The organism is Bacillus sp. FJAT-45037, from assembly GCF_002797325.1.
Lineage (GTDB): Bacteria > Bacillota > Bacilli > Bacillales > Bacillaceae_D > Alkalihalophilus.
Genome location: NZ_KZ454938.1, coordinates 925,554 through 945,002 on the forward strand (window position 1 = coordinate 925,554; position 19,449 = coordinate 945,002).

At 41.0% G+C, this 19,449-nt stretch carries 17 protein-coding genes; 14 read left to right on the forward strand and 3 right to left on the reverse strand.

The annotated features are described in order from the left end of the window. The first annotated feature begins 17 nt into the window (after nt 1–17). Nucleotides 18–2,096 (forward strand): peptidoglycan D,D-transpeptidase FtsI family protein, encoded by a 2,079-nt coding sequence (locus tag CDZ88_RS04715; RefSeq protein WP_100372436.1) that lies wholly within the window; start codon nt 18–20, stop codon nt 2,094–2,096. A gap of 49 nt (nt 2,097–2,145) precedes the next feature. On the opposite strand, the gene CDZ88_RS04720 is transcribed toward CDZ88_RS04715, so the two are convergent. Next, nucleotides 2,146–2,649 carry a hypothetical protein gene (locus tag CDZ88_RS04720; RefSeq protein WP_100372437.1) on the reverse strand — a complete coding sequence of 168 codons (504 nt, stop codon included), beginning with the start codon at nt 2,647–2,649 and terminating at the stop codon, nt 2,146–2,148. Between the two features lie 2 nt (nt 2,650–2,651). After that, entirely contained in the window at nt 2,652–3,017 is a 366-nt protein-coding gene (locus tag CDZ88_RS04725) for a hypothetical protein (RefSeq protein ID WP_100372438.1), read from the reverse strand. A 361-nt stretch (nt 3,018–3,378) separates the two neighbouring features. On the opposite strand from CDZ88_RS04725, the gene CDZ88_RS04730 reads away from it, so the two are divergent. The 12 genes from CDZ88_RS04730 (at nt 3,379) to CDZ88_RS04785 (ending at nt 16,981) form a co-directional block, all read left to right on the forward strand. After that, the gene (locus CDZ88_RS04730; protein ID WP_100372439.1) at nt 3,379–4,017 is read left to right on the forward strand and encodes a DUF4912 domain-containing protein; all 639 of its coding nucleotides are present in this window, start codon (nt 3,379–3,381) and stop codon (nt 4,015–4,017) included. A 14-nt stretch (nt 4,018–4,031) separates the two neighbouring features. Continuing rightward, nucleotides 4,032–6,821: a 1,4-alpha-glucan branching protein domain-containing protein gene (locus tag CDZ88_RS04735; RefSeq protein WP_100372440.1), complete on the forward strand. Its 2,790-nt coding sequence runs from the start codon at nt 4,032–4,034 to the stop codon at nt 6,819–6,821. 16 nt (nt 6,822–6,837) lie between these two features. After that, nucleotides 6,838–9,264, forward strand: a complete 2,427-nt coding sequence (locus CDZ88_RS04740; protein ID WP_100372441.1) for a sugar phosphate nucleotidyltransferase — start codon at nt 6,838–6,840, stop codon at nt 9,262–9,264. Then, on the forward strand, nt 9,197–9,874 hold the full coding sequence (locus CDZ88_RS04745) for a hypothetical protein (RefSeq protein WP_157796478.1): 678 nt from the start codon (nt 9,197–9,199) through the stop codon (nt 9,872–9,874). The genes CDZ88_RS04740 and CDZ88_RS04745 overlap by 68 nt, the downstream gene beginning before the upstream one ends. Before the next feature lie 115 nt (nt 9,875–9,989). Then, the gene (gene rpmG, locus CDZ88_RS04750; protein ID WP_100372443.1) at nt 9,990–10,139 is read left to right on the forward strand and encodes a 50S ribosomal protein L33; all 150 of its coding nucleotides are present in this window, start codon (nt 9,990–9,992) and stop codon (nt 10,137–10,139) included. A 207-nt stretch (nt 10,140–10,346) separates the two neighbouring features. Then, on the forward strand, nt 10,347–10,910 hold the full coding sequence (locus tag CDZ88_RS04755) for a 5-formyltetrahydrofolate cyclo-ligase (RefSeq protein ID WP_100372444.1): 564 nt from the start codon (nt 10,347–10,349) through the stop codon (nt 10,908–10,910). Nucleotides 10,911–10,912: 2 nt separating this feature from the next. Next, nucleotides 10,913–11,692, forward strand: a complete 780-nt coding sequence (locus CDZ88_RS04760) for a DUF92 domain-containing protein (protein ID WP_232718564.1) — start codon at nt 10,913–10,915, stop codon at nt 11,690–11,692. A gap of 11 nt (nt 11,693–11,703) precedes the next feature. Then, nucleotides 11,704–12,723, forward strand: a complete 1,020-nt coding sequence (locus CDZ88_RS04765) for a ThiF family adenylyltransferase (protein WP_100372446.1) — start codon at nt 11,704–11,706, stop codon at nt 12,721–12,723. Nucleotides 12,724–12,901: 178 nt separating this feature from the next. Beyond that, nucleotides 12,902–14,287 carry a Na+/H+ antiporter NhaC gene (gene nhaC, locus CDZ88_RS04770; protein WP_100372447.1) on the forward strand — a complete coding sequence of 462 codons (1,386 nt, stop codon included), beginning with the start codon at nt 12,902–12,904 and terminating at the stop codon, nt 14,285–14,287. Between the two features lie 44 nt (nt 14,288–14,331). After that, nucleotides 14,332–14,535 carry a sodium:proton antiporter gene (locus tag CDZ88_RS04775; protein WP_100372448.1) on the forward strand — a complete coding sequence of 68 codons (204 nt, stop codon included), beginning with the start codon at nt 14,332–14,334 and terminating at the stop codon, nt 14,533–14,535. Nucleotides 14,536–14,688: 153 nt separating this feature from the next. Then, nucleotides 14,689–15,441 carry an HAD family hydrolase gene (locus CDZ88_RS04780; protein WP_157796479.1) on the forward strand — a complete coding sequence of 251 codons (753 nt, stop codon included), beginning with the start codon at nt 14,689–14,691 and terminating at the stop codon, nt 15,439–15,441. A 4-nt stretch (nt 15,442–15,445) separates the two neighbouring features. Then, nucleotides 15,446–16,981 carry a rhomboid family protein gene (locus tag CDZ88_RS04785; protein WP_100372450.1) on the forward strand — a complete coding sequence of 512 codons (1,536 nt, stop codon included), beginning with the start codon at nt 15,446–15,448 and terminating at the stop codon, nt 16,979–16,981. A 3-nt stretch (nt 16,982–16,984) separates the two neighbouring features. Here the strand turns inward: CDZ88_RS04785 and CDZ88_RS04790 are convergent, their stop codons facing one another. Then, the gene (locus CDZ88_RS04790; RefSeq protein ID WP_100372451.1) at nt 16,985–17,860 is read right to left on the reverse strand and encodes a hypothetical protein; all 876 of its coding nucleotides are present in this window, start codon (nt 17,858–17,860) and stop codon (nt 16,985–16,987) included. A 124-nt stretch (nt 17,861–17,984) separates the two neighbouring features. Here CDZ88_RS04790 and CDZ88_RS04795 point away from each other — a divergent pair, with 124 nt between their 5' ends. Continuing rightward, nucleotides 17,985–19,448 (forward strand): spore germination protein, encoded by a 1,464-nt coding sequence (locus tag CDZ88_RS04795; RefSeq protein ID WP_100372452.1) that lies wholly within the window; start codon nt 17,985–17,987, stop codon nt 19,446–19,448. Nucleotide 19,449 lies beyond the last annotated feature (1 nt).

Below are 19,449 nucleotides of genomic sequence, written 5' to 3' on the forward strand. Positions count from 1 at the left end.
GATAAGGGGACTTGTGTATGGGGAAAAACAAATTAAAGAGAAAAGGTCATGTTCCGGCAAGACTGAATATGCTGTTCTTTGCCGTTTTCATTCTTTTTTCAGCATTAATTTTGCGATTGGGAATGGTTCAAATTGTTGAAGGTGAAACGTATGAGAGAATATTAGATCAAACGAGTAGCTCTACAGCGAGGATCGATGCACCAAGAGGGCTTATGATTGATCGTTACGGACATACAGTTGTTGATAATCAGTTAGAATTATCAGTTACATATACGAATCCATCAAGACGAACGTCTTCAGAAGCGATATTAGATATCGCCAAGGACCTAGAACAATTAATTGAAATGGATACAAGCCGATTGACCGAGCGAGATCGAAAAGATTATTGGTTATTGATTCAAGACCGCGAGCGTAGGATGGAGCTTGTCACACCGGAGGAACGGAGCCAATTAGATGGTCCGTCTGAAGAGTATCAATTAGAAATTGAGCGAATAACAGATGAGTTACTCGCCGAATTGACGGATCGAGATGAGCATATACTGGCGATTTTTCGAGAAATGAGCCGTGGCTACGCGAATTCTCCGCAACGAATTAAGCGCGGGATTACTGAAGAAGAAGCAAACATTATTAGTGAGAATTTAGACCGTCTCCCAGGTGTTGACATTCAACGGGATTCACGTCGGAATTATGTGTATAGAGATGCATTTAGAACGATTTTTGGAAATACAGGATCATTACCAAGAGAACAACTAGATTACTATTTATCAAGAGGGTATGACCGTTCTGATATTGTCGGGACAAGTTACTTAGAACAACAGTATGAAGACGTGTTACGTGGCCAAAAAGGTGTTGTCGAAAGCATCACTAGTACCTCGGGAAATGATGTGAACCGATCTGTGAATGAGCAACCTGGTCAACGCGGCAATGATCTCGTTCTTACTTTAGACATGGAAATGCAACAAAAGTTAGATGGGATCATCGTAGACGAGATTAATAGCAAAAGTAACGCATTCATTAAGGATCGTTCTGCTTATGCTATTATGATGGACCCGCAAACAGGTGATATTTTAGCGATGTCTGGTTACAACGATAGCCTTCAAAACAGAAACGATCAAATTGGTAACGTGACAAAATCATTTGAGATGGGATCAGCAGTTAAAGGTGCTTCTGTTTTAACCGGATTTCATTTAGGAGTTATTAGCCCAGGTCAAACAGTCTTTGATCGACCTCTAGATTTACCAGGAAATGTGCGTAAGCGATCTTACGTCAACATGGGGAATGTCAATGATGTCAAAGCACTAGAACGATCTTCAAACGTCTATATGTTTGAGATTGCGATGCGGATGGCCGGCTATAACTATGGCACGAGTTCGGGTTTCAATATGACAAAAGTTCGTGAGGCATACAATGATACACGATATTATTTTAGTCAATTTGGTTTAGGGGCAGATACAGGGTTAGATCTACCTGTTGGATCAACAGGTATCGATGGTGGATTTAGTGATCCTGGTAATCTACTAGATTTAATGATTGGGCAGTTTGATACGTATACCCCTCTTCAACTGGCTCAATATATATCAACGATTGCCAACGACGGGTATCGTGTCAAACCTCGACTCGTTTCAGAAGTGCGTGAACCAAGGTTGGTGGCTGATGAGCCTGGAGCTGTTTTGCATAGCATCGAACCAAGAATTTTAAATAGAGTCGATATGTCGGATGATCATATTCAACGTGTTCAACAAGGATTTCATCAAGTGATGCAAGGTTCACAAGGAACTGGTCGAAATTTATTCGGAAATACGTCTTATAATCCTGCTGGTAAAACTGGGACAGCACAGGTTTCAGTGGCAGTAGGTGAAAGGAATAACCGAAGAGTTATTCAAGGGAACAACCAAATTCTGGTAGGGTATGCGCCGTATGACAACCCTCAAGTGGCTTTTGCGATTATCGTTCCCTACACTGTCCGAGATAATGAAGCAAACTTTGCTCAAAGTATCGGAAAGAAGATGCTTGATGAGTACTTTGACTTATCAGAAGAACGGAATGGGCCGATCAAAGCCGATGAACCAAGCCTTGAGGAAGTAGAAGATTTTTAATACAAAGGAAGCTTGCCCAGTTACTAAAACTGAGGCAAGCTTCTTTTTTTTACGTGATTCTGTTGACGATATCGCGGAAGCTCATTGTGCTGCTTACTTCAAAATCACCGGCACGTACTTTTTCAGCTAAGTTATTTTGTTCTAGAAAAGATAGAAAATCACTCGCACTCTCTATGATCATCGCATTCTCTAATTGATTGGCGACATCTGCCGAGCTTGTCCCTGCTGTGATCGATAGTGTCATCGTGTACACATTAACGGTATCAACGCTCACATTTTCAGGTAGATTTTCCACTTCCTCAGTAGGAGCTTCTTCTACAACAGGTTCCTCTGTTACAGGCTCTTCATCAGCTGTTGCTGTCGGTTCCTCGGCTGCTACATAATATCCTGCTTCTTGTAAACGAGTCATCATCTCAGCGACCTCTAATTCTTCCTGCTCAACAATAGTAATTGGTTCTTGGATCTGAGTGGGTGAGAGAGCGTATGTGGCCCATATAATACCTGATGCGAGCACCATCCCACCAGCTAAACCGCGTAATCCATTTGGTGACATAATTATTGGCCCCCTGTAGTAAGCCTATCAGTTGATTCAATCATACGTTCAACTTCAAGTGATGTAAGACCCGTCTTTTCAGCAATGATTTCTAACGTGTACCCTTTGCTGTGAAGATCCTCCACTTCGTCTACTAGTTTTTGCGTAGAGGCAGACCTTGTGACACGTGGCTGATCTGTATTGCTCACGAGCAACTCTTCTTCTAGAATTCGAATCTTTTTCTTTAACTGATAGATCTCTTGCATTAGTGTAATTGAAAAGTTCTCCATTTGTCGTTCTACTTCTGTTGCCTTGTCTTTACGGAAGAAAGATAAAACAAAAAGGAGAATGGCAATTACTAAGAGAATCATGATAGTCCATTCGATCATCTTACAACCCTTCTCTCTATAAACTTCTATTTTACTACTCTATTATACACGTTTCTATCACCTACAAAAAAGTGGTTTTCGTCCTACTTCCTCGACAAATTATAAATGAAACGCTTACAAAATAAGGATGCGAGCTTCTTACGGTAAAAACGACACGACCGTATGACACCATTCGCTATCGAATAGTGACGAAAAATTTATTTATGCTTAACAAACACAAGCTGAGTAAGTGCGTGACAAAAACAGACATTTTACCCCTGCTTGTTCAGATATGCGATGGTCGGTATGATTAATATAACAAGATATGCAACGTTTTCACCGATTATGTAAAGTCAGCTTCGACACTTTTGGAGGTGTAGAAATGATAGAAGATATTGTTAAATTACGAGAAAAAGGGTTTTCTTTTCGAAAGATCGCAAAAGAACTCGGAACGACGGTTGGAAAAGTGCAATATCGATTCCAGAAACATCAAGAAGAACGACAAACGAAAAAGGAGATTATACTAATGCCTAAAGAGATGAGAAGAGAATTACCAGCATCGTATGAACGGGATGAGTTAATGCTTCTACCAAGAACGCCGACTAGCTTGCATGCTTATTTTGAAACGAGTCACTTTACAAGACAATTGATTGAACATCAAATGAGAACACCTTGGCATGAACTTCAGAAGGTATTGCGTTTGTATGATATCACAGCGATCGATTTTAATGGTCATCATTCTCATCGATTTGTGGATGCGGATCTCCCTGAGGTGACAAACAATTGGTATTTTCATGGGGTAGAAGAAAATCGTACATACATCCTAGACCTTGGAGTAAGAACAAGAGATCATTCATTCTTTTCAATCATGCGCTCGAATCCGATTGATACACCACGATTGAAAAGTAGCATGCGAGGGCAGTATCAAGAAGCCCTACACAATTGGCAGCAAGGTGTAAGTAACGACCCACAATGGCTAGAGCATTTTAGTACGTATTCATATTATGAGTCTACGAAATAAGGAGGAGAGCGACATTGTCAAAAGGTTATTTTTCATTTATCCTTCATGCCCATTTACCTTATGTGAGACATGAAGAAGAGGGTCGATTAGAAGAACGGTGGTTGTTTGAAGCATTAACAGAGACGTACATTCCACTCCTATGGTCTATAGAAGAGGCAGGAGCAATAGATGCGATGACGATCTCCTTTACCCCGCCGTTAATGGAGATGCTAGCAGACCCACTAATGCAAGAGCGTTACCTGCACTATTTATTGAAGACGGAAGAATTATTAAGGAAAGAAACTGTCTTACTTGAAGAAGACGAGGCATTCAATCCTTTGGTGCCTTTCTATCAGAATAGATATCGGAAAATTCGTGAAACTTTCCTTGCATGGGAAAAAAATATCTTAAAAGCCTATAAGGATTTAAATGAAAAAGGTCTCGTTACCCTTATGACATCTGCAGCAACTCATGCCTTTTTACCTTATGTAAAAACAGAATCTGCAGTTCGTGCCCAAATTAGAGAAGGTGTTCGTGCTTTTGAAAAGCATTTCGGCTACAGACCAAAAGGTTTTTGGTTACCTGAATGTGCGTTTGCTCCAGGGATTGATCGAATCTTAATCGAAGAGGGCATTCAATATACATTTGTAGATGAACATACGGTATTAAGTGCTGATCCGAAACCATCGAGACAAGCTGGTGCCCCGATATATTCTCCTCATGGCTTAATCTTATTTCCGCGACATACGGAACTGTCGAGTAAAGTGTGGAGTTCTTCACTAGGCTATCCGGGTGATGTTGATTATCGTGAGTTTTACCGCGATATCGGATACGAACGAGATTGGGACTATATTAAATCGTATGTACATGAAGATGGGATTCGCGTTGACACAGGATTGAAATATCATCGCATCACAGGTCAAACAGAACATAAAGAGCCATATAACCGCGAATGGGCTGAGCAGAAGATCACGCATCACGCCACCAATTATGTGGAAACAATTAACTCTTTTGCTGATCAAAACCAACAGCAGTGCTATCCACCTTACTACATGGCCGCTCCATTTGACGCTGAGTTATTCGGTCACTGGTGGTTTGAAGGAACAGAGTGGATCGGACAAGTTTTACAAATGGCGAGCGAGAATGTTCCCTTTGTAAGTCCAGAAACGTATATTGACCGACATTTTCAAGACTTTGAAACGAATCATATTTCCTTTTCAACATGGGGCAGAGAAGGATACGGGGATGTTTGGTTAAGCCCTAAAAATGATTATATGTATCGACATCTTCATCGATTAGAGCAAGATTTAGCTACTGTGGTTGCCCTTAAAGCAGCACCGACGGACCTAGAGAAACGATTAATGGATCAAATGGTACGCGAGTGGATGTTAGCTGTTAGTAGTGATTGGGCGTTTATTGTCGATGGTGATAGTGCCGTTCAATATGCGAAGGAACGTTTTGACACGCATGTCTCCCGCTTTGATGAGCAAAAGGAGCAATTGTTTTCTCATCAAATTGAAGAGAGTTGGGTTTTACAACAAGAAAAAGAGTTTCCGTTTTTAGACAATATTGACATGTCGGTATTTCTATCCAATCACGACTCCTATGTTGTTCAGAAATCCGAAGAGAACGTGGCAGAAGCGAAAAGACGGACGATCTTAATGCTTAGTTGGGAATTCCCACCGATGATGGTTGGAGGCCTATCGCGCCATGTATTTGATCTATCCCGTGCGCTTGTAAACGATGGGCATACAGTTCACGTATTAACATCTGAAGTTCATGGCTACCCAGCTTATGAGGTGAACCAAGGTGTTCATGTTCATCGCTTAAAAGGCTTACAACCTGAAGCAACATCGTTTTTTAATTGGGTTGGAAGTTTAAATGTGGCGATGGCATCATACGGTGAAAAGCTCAGTCGAACAGAACGCTTTGACGTCATACACGCTCATGATTGGCTTGTAGGAGTGGCGGCAACGAGCTTAAAGAAAAAATTAAATATTCCGCTACTTGCGACGATTCATGCGACAGAGCATGGACGAAATAACGGCATTCACTCTGAGCTTCAATATGAGATTAACCAGAAGGAATGGGAATTAACGTATGAAGCCGATCGCGTCATTGTATGTAGTGATTACATGAAAAAAGAATTAGAGACCATTTTCTCCTTACCAGAAGAGAAGCTAAGTGTCATTCCAAATGGAGTCGACCTAGACTTAATTCGCTCAATAAAAGATTCAGCCACTTCACTTCAGCCAAATGACAAATTTACGGTCTTTACCGTTGGGCGTATGGTGAAGGAAAAAGGGTTTCAAACGGTCATAGATGCGGCTGATGTATTTAGAGAAAAAGGCATAGGAATCCAATTTGTCTTAGCTGGCAAGGGACCAATGTTAACAGAGTATCAACAACAAGTCAGTGATAGAAACTTAAACGAGTATGTTCGATTTTTAGGATTTATTACAGATGAAGAGCGAAATGATTGGTTTAGCCTAGCGGATGCGGCAATCTTCCCGAGTTTATACGAACCTTTTGGCATCGTAGCTCTTGAAGGAATGGCTGCTGGAAAACCAACCATTGTCTCTGATGTAGGCGGTCTATCCTCAATTATTGCTCATGGTGAAAACGGATTAAAGATGATTCCTGGTGACAAAGAGAGTTTAGTGACACAAGTGATGTATTTATATAATCATCCGATCACTCGAGAAGCGCTAGCTACACAAGGCTTGCGTGATGTCAAAATGAAATTTGATTGGGGCGCTATTGCTAAGCAAACTGAAAGAGAATTTGAGATATGTTTAGCCGGTCAACTAGTGGCGGCGAATTAAAAGGAGGCGATGTGTAGTGAAAGGTGTCATTATGGCAGGAGGAAAAGGTACAAGATTACGTCCATTAACATGTCAGTTACCAAAGCCGATGGTTCCATTATTACAAAAACCAGTAATGCAATACAGCATCGAGCTATTAAAGAAACATGGTATTACAGACATTGCTGTAACTGTACAATATTTACCAGATGAAATTCGTGACTATTTCGGTGATGGAGAAGAGTTTGGTGTTCGCTTAACATACTTTGAAGAAATAGAGCCATTAGGGACAGCTGGAAGTGTGAAGCAGGCTGAAGAATTTTTAAATGAACCGTTTGTCGTAGTGAGTGGAGATGCATTAACTGACTTTGATTTACAAGCGGGGATTAAATTTCACGAGCAAAATGATGCGCTGGTTTCGATCTTTATGAAACAGGTGGCTTGTCCGTTAGAGTTTGGTGTGATTATGACGAATCAAGACGATGAGATTGTGCGTTTTCTTGAGAAGCCCAGTTTAAGTGAAGTGTTTAGTGACACGGTTAACACAGGCATCTATGTGATGGATCCAAGCATCTTCTCTTATATTGAAGAAGGGAAGTCCGTTGACTTTAGTAAAGATGTATTCCCAAGACTTTTAGAAGAGAAAGCGGGAATGTATGGGTATGCTGCTGATGGTTATTGGTCCGATATTGGAAACTTAGAACAATATCGTCAAGCACATATGGATATTTTAAACCGTGATGTGAAAGCATCGATTATGGGAATAGAAGTGGAACCAGGAATCTTCGTTGATCAAACAACAACGATAGAAGAAGGTGCTGTCATTGAAGCGCCTTCATTTATCGGCAAGAATTCGACGGTGCGCAAACATGCTAAAGTTGGCCCATACTCGGTGGTCGGCTCTAATACGATCATCTCCGAAGAAGCAACGATCAAGCGTTCTGTCGTCTGGAACGGGGTATTTGTTGGTCGACAATCGGAACTACGAGGCGTAACGATTTGTGACGGAGTAAAGATGGGTGCAAAGTCTAGTGCCTATGAACAAGCTGTGATCGGTCGCCAAAGTGAAATTGGGGAGGAAGCAAGCATTCAACCAGGTATGAAAATTTGGCCGCATAAGCGAATCGCAGAAGGCGCCGTTGTTTCAGATTCGGTTGTCTGGAATGATCAAGACTCTATCACTCCATTGTTAAATGGGCATCGAGCAATTGGTGTGGCCAATGTTGAAGTGACCCCTGAACATGTTAGTCGCCTAGGAGCGGCATTTGCATCTACTCTAGCTGTTGGTGGTGAGTTTGTTTTATCTGGTGACCATCAGGCATTTACGAAGTTATTAAAACTATCCTTTGCTCAAAGTGTGCAAGCAACAGGAGTAGACGTTGTCGATTTGGATGAAGCTGCTTTGCCAGTTCTTCGTAAAACGATTGCAGACTTTCAATTTGCAGGTGGGGCACATATTAGAGTGAACCAAGATCAACATGTAGTCATTGAATTTTTTGATCATCAAGGTCTTCCTATTACTAGTTCTCTCCAAAAAGAACTAGAAAAAATTGTTACTTTTAGTACGTACCGCCGTGTTGCTTTTGACCAATTGGGCTCGTACAATGTCAACACTCATTTTGAGGAAATCTATGTGAAGCAAATTCTTTCCTTTGTTGATAATAAAGTATACAAACATGGTGGTATCTCGGTCGCAATTTTCACTCAGGAGCGTACGAGCTCAGAGTGGATTGCATTAGCGCTACGACGTCTCGGTTGTCAGGTAGAGACATCGATTGAGAGCTTCGACTTAGACAAAATAGCTCTTGAGATGACGATGTCAGACGCAGATATTGGTATTATTCTTGGTGAAACAGGTGAATTTATTACGCTAGTGACTCCAGAAGGACATATCGTGACAGATGAAGAGAAACTAGTACTGTTCGTTGATATGCATCTGGCCTATGAAGAGCAAGAGCAAATTGCCATCCCATTATACGGAGGTTCCACACTTATAGAGTACGTTCGATCTCATCATAAAGAGGTCATTCGCACAAAAGCATCAGCAAGAGATATGATGATGGCGGAGGAAAATGTCCAACTTTATTGCTTTGATGGGTTGTATGCCGCTACACACCTTATCTACACGTTGCTAGAAAGAAATCAAACGCTAGATCAATATGTGAATACTCTACCAAGAGAGTCTCTAGTCAAACAAGAAGTGTCGTGTCGATCCGATCAAAAGGGTATGGTGATGCGTGCACTAATGGAAACACTAGAACAAGAGGACGTAGAGCTAATCGAAGGGATGCGAGTAAGTCATCCAGAAGGAGGGTGGACATACATTGTACCAGACCAGAATGAGCCGGTTTTCACAGTCTATGCACAAGCCGATGAGCCAGAGATGGCGAGATTACATGCAAACTACTACATCGATCAAATCCATCAGCTCGTTACAAAATCAACATTCGTTCACTCTTCATAACTCACTTACTACAGATTTACAATCTAAGGTAGGGATTTGGAAGGATGGACAGACGAGTTGGTTACATGAAGAGCAATGGCGAATCGCGCCTATATACAAACGAGAGGAGGGTGTGAAGCTACTAGCAGCTTACCACCCTACCTATCACCTTCATGTCACAATTATTGAGCGTGCTTTTGCAGATATGATAGGGTATCATAGACAGTTGTTTATTCGAAATGAATGTTCCAAAGCCCAAGATATAAAATTGCTTTTTCACCAGCGACCAATGACTCAATCAAAAGAGCCTACAATAAGCTTTTATGCACCGATCTCTAAAGCTTTGATTCATTCAGATGGTCAGTCTTATGTGACAACCTTTGCTAAAGGGACAAGAGAAGAGTTGTTTTCATATGCTGTTGGAGACTTGGACTCTATTTGGAATGACTTGACAGGCTCGCTTATGACTCATTCTTTTGTGAAACAATCATCAGAAAGTGTTATGGTGAATTCACTCTTTCTTCCTGCGAATGGGGAAAAAAGAGTGGAACAATGGATGCATGCGGGCGAATCAATTACAGAAAGCGAGCAATTTATGACGAAATTCGGTCGTGCAAACAACGAAATTTGATAAAAATTGACGCTGTAAAGAAAAAACACTTGATCCCTACCGAAAGATTTGCTATCATATTCAAGTATGACAAGTATGACAAGTATGAAGTAAGTTATGTTTGGAGGGATATCGGATGCGTGTACAAGTAACTCTTGCTTGCACTGAGACAGGCGATCGTAATTATATTACATCTAAAAACAAACGCGAAAATCCTGAGCGTATTGAACTTAAAAAATACTGCCCAAGATTAAAGCGCCACACTCTACACCGTGAGACTAAATAAGCAGCTGGATTCTTCCACTGCTTATTTTTTTTTGCTGAAATGATGACGCTTGCATGGGCATTTCTAATTGACTTAACTCGATAGCGATCATGTATACTGAAAGTGAAACGTTTTGACAACGTACTGTGTACAGTATAGATGGAACACATACATAGAAAAACACGAGCGATCGTCATGAAGGTGTGAGGGCAAAGGAGAGTAAGTTTCATGGATGAGAAAAAATTCTACCGGGCGTTGGTCAACAGTAAGTTAGAACAGCTTACAAAAGAAACAATAGAAAGAGAAACCTCTCAATTGATTGAAAAAGTATTAAGTGATCCGCATTGGATTGAAGCAAGAACAATCGGATTGACGATTTCAAAAGGTTTAGAGGTTGATACATATGCACTAATAAAAGCCGCATGGTCTTTAGGTAAGGTTGTGGCTGTCCCGAAAATAAAAAAGGGCACAAGAGACATGGTGTTTTATGAAATACAGCGTTTTGAAAACCTAGAGGATACATTCTTTGGATTAAAAGAACCTAAACCATCTGTGTGTAGACTCGTTGATAAGCAAGAACTCGATCTTATTTTTGTACCAGGAATAGCCTATGATTACACGCGCTTTCGATTAGGCTACGGCGGGGGCTATTATGACACGTATTTAAAAGAGTATAAAGGGATCACGGTTTCATTGGCCTATTCATGTCAAATCGTTGAGAGTGTGCCAACCGAGGAACACGATCAGCCGATCACTTATCTTTTTGTTGCAGGCGAAAGGAAACCAACATAATTATGTTATATGTAGGAGTGTTGTTTCTTGCTATCTTAGCCTTTATTGTAAAGAAATTATCAGCATCAGGAATGATAGCGGCGATTTTTGTTGGGTCTTCGATTAGTTTTGGTTTTGGTTTTCGAGGTCTCCTTCTTCTAGCCATTTTTTTCTTTACTTCAAGCATGTGGAGTACGTTATGGAAAAATAAAAAAGAAAATAATGTGCAGGAAAAGGGCGATCGAAGAGATGCATGGCAAGTGCTTGCAAATGGCGGTGTGGCGGCACTAATGGCGATTCTTTATGGGTACGACCCTTCTTACATATGGTTATTTGGTTTTGTTGCAAGTCTTGCTGCTGCGAATGCAGATACTTGGGCCTCTGAGATAGGGACATTAAGTAGACAAAGGCCAATTCATATATTAACGTGGAAACGAGTCGAGCCGGGCACATCGGGGGCAGTGACGGCATTGGGATCTGCTGCAGCTTTTGCCGGCAGCTTTGTTATTGCTGTATGTGCGATTTTTTGTTGGTGGAGCGATTATCACAATAGCCATATTCTATTAATTGCACTGACACTTGTTGGATTTCTCGGCAATTTAGTTGATACAATTGTTGGAGCTTGTTTTCAAGTGGAAAATCGATGCCAGGTGTGTGGTGTGATGACAGAAGCGAAACGCCATTGTAATAAAGAGACAGAGTATGCTTCTGGGGTGAATTGGATGAATAATGATTTCGTGAATGTCATGTGTACATCTGTCGGAGCACTACTCGGAATAGGTGTTGCTGGGCTTTTACTGTAAGGAGGAGAACGATGGCAAATCATACATATGAACGATACTCTAGACAAATGCTTTTTCAACCGATTGGGGAATCAGGTCAACAAAAATTAAGCGAGAAAACCGTACTCATCGTTGGTGTTGGTGCGCTCGGAACGGTGTTAGCAAATCATTTGGTTCGTGCAGGAGTAGGACGTGTCCGCATCGTTGATCGTGATTATGTGGAACAAAGTAATTTGCAACGCCAGATGCTTTTTGACGAAGAAGATGTGATCAAGCATGCACCAAAAGCGATCGCAGCTAAAGAAAAGCTTGAGAAAATTAATTCCGACGTTACGATCGAAGCATTCGTTTCGGATGTGTCCGTTGAAACGATTGATCCTTTAATAGATGGGATCGATCTGATATTAGATGGGACTGACAACTTTAAGACGAGATTTTTGTTAAATGATATTAGCTATAAACACGGCATCCCGTTTGCTTACGGAGGTGCAGTCAGTGCACGTGGCATGTCAGCCCTATTTATCCCCGGTCAAACACCATGTTTACGATGCTTTATTGATCATGGTGAAACCCAAGGTCAAACATGTGATACGATTGGTGTCATTAGCCCGGTAGTTGACATTGTCGCTTCTTATCAAGTGACAGAAGCGTTGAAGTATCTAGTTGGTGATATTCTAGCACTGAGAAATACATTACGTACCTTTGACCTTTGGAATAATCACCAATATGACATGAACATGAATTCATCAAAAGAGCAATGCAAAACATGTGTAGAAAAAAAATACCCTGCTTTAAAGGCCACGGATGAAGAAGTGACCACATTATGTGGTCGTGAAACGGTGCAAATCCAACGCAAATCAAAAGTAGATCTAGAAGAATGGGCTTCAAGGCTAGAACGTGTAGCAAACGTGAAAAAAACACCGTTTCTGTTAAGAGTTCAACTTGACGAAGGAGAACGAATGGTCCTCTTTCCAGACGGAAGAGTCCTAATACAAGGAACAGAAGACGTCTCAAGAGCAAGAAGTTTATATAGTAAATATATAGGTGATTAGAGAAGGCGGAATTTTTCCGTCTTTTTTTTGTAGTTATTTAAAGTTTAATGAGCAAAATAATCTTATTGTAAAAAAATGATTGACGAATGACGGTTCATCCTCTACGATAGAAAACATCAAACGCTTAACTGCGTAAAAGCATAAAAGCACGAAAGCGAATTGTGGAGGAGAAATAGAGATGGAGAAGAAGCCTAGTATCATACAGACCCTTTTATTATTACTAGTCATTATGTCATTAATTATTACAAGCATGTTTGTGTTGAAAGTAGAACCGCATATCCCGTTATTTGCGAGTCTTGTTATCGCCGTCTTGTTTGGGCTAGCTCTTAAAGTGAAGTGGGCTGATGTAGAGAAGGCCATGATTGATGGCGTAAAAATCGGGATCAAGCCCATTTTCATTTTAGCTTTAGTCGGAATGGTGATCGCTGTTTGGATGATGAGTGGGACGGTACCGACGTTGCTCTTTTACGGACTTTCGATTATTTCACCGGAATGGTTTGCTGTTAGTACGCTATTCATTTGTATGATTGTATCAAGCTTTACAGGAAGTTCATTTACAACAGTGGGGACAATTGGTGTAGCGATGATGGGGATTGGAATAGCTTTAGGTGTAGCCCCAGCCATTGCTGCAGGAGCTGTCGTATGTGGAGCTTGTTTTGGAGATAAAATGTCTCCTTTGTCAGATACGACTAACTTTGCTCCAGGTATTGTCGGTGTCGATTTATTTGAACATATTAGACATTTGCTTTGGACAACCATTCCAAGCTTTGTCATAACCGTTTTTTTATTTCTTTTAATCGGTCGTAGTCAAACGGCAGCTAGTTCAAACGATATTGCAGGCATGCTAACATCCATTAATGACCATTTCTCTATAGGAATATTGACATTACTTTCACCCATTCTCGTTGTATTTCTAGCAATGAGAAGATACCCTACGATTCCTGTTTTAATCATCGGTATCGGTTCTGGTCTTGTAACAGCAGCCTTCATGCAAGGAAATGTTGCAATCGCTGAGTGGTTTACAGTGATTCAACATGGGTTTGTCATCGATACGGGAAATGAGGTCATCGATGGGATTGTTAATCGTGGTGGGTTGCAGTCAATGATGTGGTCGATCTCACTTGTTATGATTGCTCTTATTCTTGGTGGAGTCATTCAACGAATTGGTGTCATTGAAACCCTTCTTCAATCACTTACAAGAAGATTATCATCAAGAGGAAATGTCATTGCGGCAACAGCGGCTTCATCGATTGGTGTGAACGTTGTTACAGGTGAGCAATACTTATCGATCTTATTGCCTGGGAAAACGTTTGAAGCCTTCTACGATAAGTTGAATGTAGCCAAGAAGAACTTGTCTCGTACGCTTGAAGATGCGGGAACTCTTGTGAATCCATTAATTCCATGGGGCGTGAGCGGGGCATTCTTTGCCAGCACGCTAGGTGTAGATGTCATTGAGTATCTACCATTTGCCTTCTTCCTTTTACTATCCCCAATAATGACGGTCTTGTTTGGATACTTGGGCATTGGTGTTGGTGAGAAAACCATTCAAAAAGAAAATGGATAAAAACACACTCTCTCACGCAAAGTAATAGTAAGGAGGGATGCTGGATGATTAATCGGTTCATTTCTACAGTCACTTTTGCTTTATTATTGTACTTTGCTTATAAATATCGATATCGTTTATTAAACGTCTTTTTAGGTCGCCGTCTTTTACGTAAGCTGGCTATTAGTTTAGCGATGCAAATACCAGTCATTCGTGATAAGGCGTTAAGTTCAGTCTTGCAGTCGTCTAATCGGCCTCAAAATGTATAATTGTATAGACTTAAGTCTGGCCGTTCTTTTTATTTCAATAAAAAGAGTAGGCCAGACTTTTTGGTTTGGAAAGATCGTCTTAAGTCTTTTTCATATTAAAAAAGGAACATGGCTTGGTATACTAGAACTAGAAAAGACAGAGGTGATTTGCTCATGATATGGGATGTCATTGCCTTTGATTTGGATAACACGTTATATAACCATGAGTACGCCTTTAAACGGGCGATACGATCTTGTTATAAGTCGATGCAGCAAATGTGGCATGAAAAGAAAGAAAGTGTACACAATGTGGCATTTGAAACATGGTTTACAACATATAAGTATTATAGCGATCAATTATGGCCTGATTATGAGAACAAACGAATCAATGGTCAGACGTACAGACGATCACGTTATCTACAAGCGATGGCTGAACACAAGTTACCAAGGAATAAAAAGGAAGCCGATGCGTTTCATGCACAGTATTATGATACGGTGCACTTGTTTATTCAGCCAGATCCAATTTTACATGAATTATTAAGTTGGTTGATAGGTGATGGTGTAAGAATGGGGATCTTGTCGAATGGTGCGACAAAAACGCAGAAAAATAAAATAAAACAACTAGAGATTGAACAGTTTTTCACGCCTTCAGCGGTACTTGTTTCAGAGGAAGTACAAATAGAAAAGCCAGATCCGCGTCTGTTTCAACTACTCGACCATCGTCTTCAAACAGACGGTCTAAAGAAATTATTTATTGGTGATTCTTGGGAACAAGATATGATCGGGGCAACAGCAGCAGGATGGGATGCGTTGTATGTCAATACTAGAAACCAGCGACCATCAAGCAATTTGAAGGTCGTTGCAACGGTCGACTCGCTCGCTAGTTGCTATAACTGGCTAATGAGTAACGGGAGAATACGGGGGTGAGTCAATGAATGCTTGGCAACAGGACGTCTATTTTTGGCAGCTCGTCCATCACTATGTTTTTCATAAGGGGTTTCGCTTGCTTCATCAAAAAAATAAAGAAGTATGGCTAGAAGATGTGGACCAAAAGCCAAAAAGAATTTTGCGCTTAGTAAGAGCAGACATAGATTGGAGAAACCATTTAAAAAAAGACGTAGAAGAAACGGTGAAAAGAGCCGATCTTCTGCGTCGACAGTTAAGACAGAAGAAGGTAGAAGGCGATACAATTTATGTAATGAGCCATCTGCCAGTGGATGAGTGGGAAGAGCTTGAGAAGCCATTTTATATTGGTAAGAAGCAACAAACGAAGATGACGATGACAGTCATTACTTCTGAATTATCAGAGAAGCAGCGCATCGCAAATAGCAGGTTGAAAGGCGATGAGATCCCTCCTTTTCCTATTTATGAAGATGTCGACATGGCCGAAGTCGTCATTGGACGATTGAAGCGCGAAGTGAGGCAACATGCAAAAAAACAAGAAGAAGAAATAAGATCGATTTTCTTATATGGCAAGCCGTTTGCTACTTACACGTTATTACTATTCATTGCAATTATGTATTATATCGTCGAACAAAACGGGAGCAGTACGTCTGTGTTAACGTTAATTGAGTTTGGAGCAAAGTACAATCCAGCAATCATCGATGGTGAGTGGTGGCGTTTATTTAGTGCTATGTTTTTACATATTGGCATCTTTCACCTCCTTATGAATTCACTTGCTCTGTTTTATTTAGGTAGTGCGGTAGAGAGGATGTTCGGTACGAGTCGTTTTGTTCTTATATATTTTGTAGCAGGATTAATCGGTTCCATTGCAAGCTTTGCTTTTAACGACCAAGTCTCAGCAGGAGCTTCTGGTGCGATCTTTGGTTGTTTTGGTGCCTTGCTCTACTTTGGAGTGACTCATCCGAAGCTTTTTTTCCGCACGATGGGAATGAATGTCCTCGTCATCTTATCAATCAATTTAGTGTTTGGCTTTGTTGTTCCGATGGTTGATAACGGTGCGCATATCGGCGGGCTTGTCGGAGGATTTATGGCAGCTCTGATCGTGCAACTTCCTAAACAAAAGCCAAGTAAAAAACAATGGCTCTTTCTTCTGGCAACGGTGATTGGAGCTGTTAGTTTGTTCGGGTATGCAATGAAGGGAAATAGTAGTGAGATGACGGCCGTTGTATCCCTTCAAGTTGCACAAGAATACCTTGAGCAAGACCAATTTGATAAGGCTTATCCATACGTTGAAACCGCGCTAGAAGCAGATGAAGAGTTAGCTGATGGCCACTTCTTTCTCGGATATATCAAGTATGAAGAGGAATCCTATGACCAAGCAAGGGTTTCCTTTGAACGAGCAGCTGAGCTACGTCCAGATTTTCATCAAGCGCATTATAATTTAGGATTATCTTATATGCAGCTTGATGAAGAAGAAAAGGCGATCCGCTCGTTTGAAGAAGCGATCGCCTTAGCCCCTAATGAAGAAATGTATAACGAAGTGTATCAGCAGTTTACAGAGTAAAGATTAATTTATCGATTGCATGAGTTGTATCGGTTGATCTTCTGCGGTACGGAATAAAATAAACACATGATCTGGTTTTTCTTTAGGTATGACGATGAGTGGAACTGTACTTCCTATAGGGCTTACAGCAGAACCATTCACATCGATCCCTAACACATAATTTTTATACAGACCCTCAAAGAGGCCACCGAGAAATTTGGTGGTCTCTTCCGTCGTTAAGCCCGGAAGCGGTTCTGTTTGATAATGGTCGATCTTCGTTAACGGGATTCGACTATAATCTGAAGCGGGGATTTGATAAAAGTCATATAAGTCATCCCAATCATAGCTTTGCTGTTGATCTAATATATAATCTAGGATTCGTTTGCTTTCTTTATCTTCTTCTGTTTCAGGAATTTTAAAGGCATGCAACGCGCTTAGTGGTGAGTCAATGACGTAAAGCTGATCTGTACTCATCGTTTGAGCGCTTCGAAATTCATCATTTGCTCTTCTAAGTTCTGCGTGATGAAAGGTAATCACTTCATAATGCCCGCTATCCTCGGCCGATACTTCTTTATCTTGTCCAAGGAGGTCAGTATTTTCTTCCCATTTCGCCATCGTATCTTTTAATACACCATCTTCAAATAAAAGAGAAACATCTTGTCTAAGAGGCGCCACTTCATTTAAGACAGACAACGTATCCCATTTTAATTTGTACTCGTCTTCATCCATTGATTGTAGGAACTCTACATTAGAGCTTGCCTCGATAAAAGATGCATTAGGGTCAATAGGAAACGTCGTTAAGGTTTCACGTAAAAGGTTTGGTTTTCCATAAATAGATAGAAATAAGCCAACCATGATAGCGGCTGCGAGAATGGTGAAAACAATGGTTTGTTTTTTCAAAATAAGCCCCTCCACTTTGCAAACGGTTGTCTCAATCATATGATGCTTGTTCGAAAAATATGAATAACATGCATGTTTTGTACTTGAACTGCAAACAATGACAAGGATAAATGGAGGTGCAGATATGACCCAAGAGGAAATAATACATAAAGTCTCCAATGATTTTTCAAGCAATATCGCTTTTTTAAAAAAAGAATTAGCTGTTGATGACAGCTTCGATCTCATATATTTGGAGCAAGAACATGGCGGGAGAAAGATGGGGATGTTTCTCGTTGATGGCTTTGCCAAAGATCAAGCCCTTACGCAAATTCAGCGTGAACTTTCTCGGACAACAGAAAGAATGCTTAAAGATAAGCCGATCGATACGTTAATAAAGAGTAGAATTCCGTTTGTCGAGATTGAAACAACAAATGATTTAGATAATGTCGTCGATCAAGTATTAGCTGGCCCAACTGCACTAGTTGTTGAAGGATGCGACTATGTGATCTTATTAGATACAAGAGAGTATCCGGTTAGGGGACCAGAGGAACCTGATACAGAACAAGTGATTCGTGGATCTAAAGATGGTTTTGTTGAGACACTCGTGATGAATGCAGCACTGATTCGAAGACGAGTCAGGGACAAAACGTTACGAGTCGAGTATGTTCAAGTCGGAAGGCGCTCGAAAACGGACATAGCCATCACCTATATAGCGGATATTGCTGATCATACGTATGTTGAGAAAATAAAAGCAGCAATTGAAAAGATCGATACGGACGGGTTACCAATGGCTGATAAAACCATTGAAGAATTTATTTTCGGTCATCATTACAATCCGTATCCCTTAGCAAGATATACAGAGCGTCCTGATGTGGCGGCGACTCATTTGTTTGAAGGTCATGTTTTGATCGTCGTTGATGGGTCACCCAGTGTGATGATCACACCGACAACATTCTGGCATCATATGCAGCATGCAGAAGAATATCGACAGAAGCCAGTAATTGGTGCTGGATTGAGGTTGGTACGATTTGCTGCAGTATGGGCATCGATCTTCTTGCTTCCATTATGGTATTTGCTTGCAACAAGTGATGTGTTCGGGCCTGAGACGTTAAGTTATATCGGGTCAGAAGAACAAGGGAGTGTACCGTTATTTGCTCAATTTCTCATAGCGGAGATTGGGATTGAAATGCTGAGGATGGCAGCGATTCACACGCCGAATGCCCTTGCTACTGCTCTTGGTTTAGTATCCGCTTTATTAATCGGGGAAGTTGCGATCGAAGTGGGGTTATTTTCTCCGGAGGTCGTTTTGTATTTAGCTGTTGCCGTTGTCGGTTCCTTTGCAACACCGAGTTATGAGATGGGGTTAGCCAATCGGTTTATTCGAGTAGGATTATTGATTAGTGCAGCAACATTTCATCTTGGTGGCTATGTTATCGGAATCACGTTATGGATTCTTTTACTTGTTAGAACGAAGGTACTCGATATGCCGTACTTGTGGCCGTTCATTCCGTTTAATGTAAGAGCGATGAAGGACATTCTTTTCCGTGCACCGATGCCTCTTAAAAATAGAAGGCCAGTATCGTTGCATCCAAATGACCCAGATCGTTAGA